3 protein-coding genes are annotated in these 3,278 nt (G+C 52.7%); 1 reads left to right on the top strand and 2 read right to left on the bottom strand.

The window, feature by feature from the left end; all coding sequences use genetic code 11:
* Positions 1-695, bottom strand: a 695-nt coding sequence (locus ACRCZA_RS16445) for an aminotransferase class I/II-fold pyridoxal phosphate-dependent enzyme (RefSeq protein ID WP_438675456.1), incomplete at its 3' end; no start/stop codon positions are given.
* Positions 696-823: 128 nt separating this feature from the next.
* On the bottom strand, positions 824-1,876 hold the full coding sequence (gene bioB, locus ACRCZA_RS16440; RefSeq protein ID WP_438675455.1) for a biotin synthase BioB: 1,053 nt from the start codon (positions 1,874-1,876) through the stop codon (positions 824-826).
* Positions 1,877-1,998: 122 nt separating this feature from the next.
* Between bioB and bioA the strand changes: the two genes are divergently transcribed.
* On the top strand, positions 1,999-3,278 hold a 1,280-nt coding region (gene bioA, locus ACRCZA_RS16435; protein ID WP_438675454.1), incomplete at its 3' end, for an adenosylmethionine--8-amino-7-oxononanoate transaminase.

Genomic DNA, 3,278 nt, shown 5'->3' with positions numbered 1-3,278 from the left:
ATTTGCACGTCCATTCGCGTTGCAGCGCGGCCATCATCAAAGCCCGGCAGCACCCCAAAACCATGGGCATCATCGACGATAAGCCAGGTCCGGTGCTGCCGACACAGTGCCGCGAATGCCGCCAGCGGCGCACAATCACCGTCCATGCTAAAGACACTTTCAGTGATAAGCGCCGCCACCTGCCGCCCTTGCAGTAATCGCTCGGCGCTCTCAACAGAATTATGTAAAAAACGGTTAAATCCGGCGCCGCTATCCCGCAGGCCATCGATAATCGAGGCATGGACGAGTTTATCGGCAATAACCCTATCTTGCTTATCAAAAAGGGTTTTTATCAAGGCTGTATTCGCGCTAAAGCCGGAGCCAAACAGCAAGGCGGCTTGATGCCCTGTGAGCTCACACAACCGACGCTCAAGGGCGAGGTGGGCCTCGCTATACCCGGTCACCAGCGGCGATGCACCACTACCGACCCCGTATTGCTGCGCCGCACATTGCAGCGCCGCAATTAATTGCGGGCACTGGGATAACCCAAGGTAATCATTGCTACTGAAATTAAGGTAAGTCTGCCCTTCGTATAAAAACTGAGTGTTGCCCGCCCCAGAGTGTGACGTAATGAGCGCATGGCGTTGCCTTAACAACCCTTGCTCGCATAAGGCTTGTTGCCGAGTGGCAATTTTGGTCTCTAGGGGGAGACTCATAATATGGTTCCTCAAGGAATCGGCCTTAGGGCTAGCACTGGCACACGGGCTAAGGTTAATGCCGTGCCGCGATAACATTCACCCAGAGTGTAAAGACCATCGTATACAAGGCGTTGTTACCGCCGCCGTTATAGCGCGGCGGCATCATAAAACTGAGCAGAAGCTTTATCTTGATAAGCCGCCGCTTTGGCTAATACCGCCTGCTCATCATCGATAGCGGCGGCAGCGCCCTGCTCAGGACGTAAACCCAGACGGCGGAACAGCCCCATATCATCACTTTCTTCAGGGTTGGGCGTGGTCAGTAACTTACAGCCGTAAAAAATCGAGTTCGCGCCCGCAAAGAAACACATGGCCTGCAGTTCGTCAGTCATGTTTTCGCGGCCCGCCGATAAGCGCACCCGCGATAGTGGCATTAAAATACGCGCCACGGCGATGGTGCGGACAAACTCGAGCGGATCTAAATCATCGAGTTTTTCAAAGGGCGTGCCGGCCACTTTGACTAACATATTGATCGGCACAGAATCCGGATGCTGGGGTAAATTCGCCAGTTGTTGTAATAAACCCGCTCGGTCGGTGGCCTTTTCGCCCATGCCGACAATACCGCCGGAGCAGACTTTCATGCCCGATGCGCGCACATGGCTTAAGGTATCTAAGCGGTTTTGATAGGTACGGGTGGTGATCACATCGCCGTAGTATTCCGGCGAGGTATCTAAATTGTGGTTGTAGTAGTCAAGGCCCGCATCGGCCAACTCATTGGCTTGCTCGGCGCTTAACATCCCTAAGGTCATACAGGTTTCCATGCCGAGGGCTTTCACCTCTTGCACCATTTGCTTGAGGTATGGCATGTCTTTATCTTTCGGGTTACGCCAAGCGGCGCCCATACAGAAACGCGAAGCGCCCGCGGCTTTGGCGCTACGCGCTTCGGTGAGCACGGTTTCCATCGCTAATAGGCGCTCTTTTTCAAGGCCAGTGTCGTAACGCGCACTCTGCGGACAATATTTACAATCTTCAGGACAAGCACCGGTTTTGATCGACAGTAAGCGGCTGATCTGCACTTCGTTAGGATCGAACACTTCACGGTGGATACTGTGGGCTTTAAATAATAAGTCATTCATCGGCAGCGCAAATAAGGCTTCGATTTCTTCCCGCTTCCAATCATGACGAACTTGCAACTGCGACATTGAACACCCTTTTATTTTGGTATTTTACCTTGGCTAGGATAACCTCAGCCCTTAAACTGTCAACGCCAACCAGTGATACCGGTTTACCACTGATTAAATTACATCCAACGCTGTGAGCTTTTATGCGCAATTTACTCGATTTTGATTTTGATAGCGCCCATATTTGGCACCCTTATACCTCCATGACTCGTGCACTGCCTGTTTTTGGCGTGCACAGTGCTAAGGGCTGCGAGCTGGAATTGGTCGATGGCCGTAAGCTGATTGATGGCACCAGTTCTTGGTGGGCCTGCGTCCATGGCTATGGCCACCCAGCGATATTAACGGCGATGGAGCAGCAATTGCACCAACTCAGCCATGTGATGTTTGGTGGCATTACCCATGAACCCGCCATTACACTCTGCAAAAAACTGCTGGCGATGACCTGTGAGCCCCTTAACAAAGTCTTCCTCTGCGACTCGGGTTCCATTGCCGTTGAGGTTGCCATCAAAATGGCACTGCAATATTGGCAGGGGCAAGATTTACCCTTAGCGCAAAAAGCCCAAAAACAGCGCATCCTTACCGTGAAGAAAGGCTACCATGGCGATACTTTTGCCGCCATGAGTGTCTGCGATCCCGAAGGTGGCATGCATACCATGTTTGGCGAGGCCGTGACTAAGCAGTATTTTGTCGACGCGCCGCAAACGCCCTTCGGCGAGCCGTTACGTCAGGATGATTTAGCGCCCATGCAGCGCATATTACGCGAGCAACATCAAGAGATTGCCGCCGTGATTATCGAACCCATTATGCAGGGCGCTGGCGGCATGCGCTTTTACAGCAGCGAGTATTTACGCGGCCTGCGCGCCCTGTGTGATGAATATAATGTGCTACTTATCCTCGATGAAATCGCCACCGGTTTTGGCCGAACCGGTAAGTTATTTGCCTATGAACATGCCGATATCAGCCCCGATATTCTCTGCCTAGGCAAAGCCTTAACGGGCGGCTATATCAGCCTTGCCGCCACACTCTGTACCGATAGGGTTGCCCAAGGCATTAGCCAATCGCCCGCAGGGGTCTTTATGCACGGTCCGACGTTTATGGGCAATCCCCTCGCCTGCGCCGCTGCCTGTGCCAGTTTAGATTTACTCAATCAAAATCTGTGGCCAGCGCAGGTTACCGCCATCGAAGCGCAAATGCAGCGCGAGCTTAGCGATGCCATCAATATTCCCAGCGTGAAAGAAGTGCGCGTACTTGGCGCGGTCGGCGTATTAGAGATGCATCAAGCGGTGAATACTGCGGCGCTGCAGCAGCAATTTGTCGACTTAGGCGTATGGGTTCGCCCCTTTGCCAACCTGATTTATATCATGCCGCCCTATGTGATTAGCTCGGCACAATTAACAGCGTTAACCCAAGCGATGAAGCAAGT

This window comes from Shewanella sp. (assembly GCF_051658185.1).
Classification (GTDB): domain Bacteria; phylum Pseudomonadota; class Gammaproteobacteria; order Enterobacterales; family Shewanellaceae; genus Shewanella.
Note: the sequence above shows the minus strand (reverse complement) of the source record. Positions and strands in the feature narration are given on the sequence as shown.

Coding starts and splice junctions, on each gene's coding strand:
- bioB (WP_438675455.1), bottom strand. CDS start 1,876: ATGTCGCAGTTGCAAGTTCGTCATGATTGGAAGCGGGAAGAAATCGAA.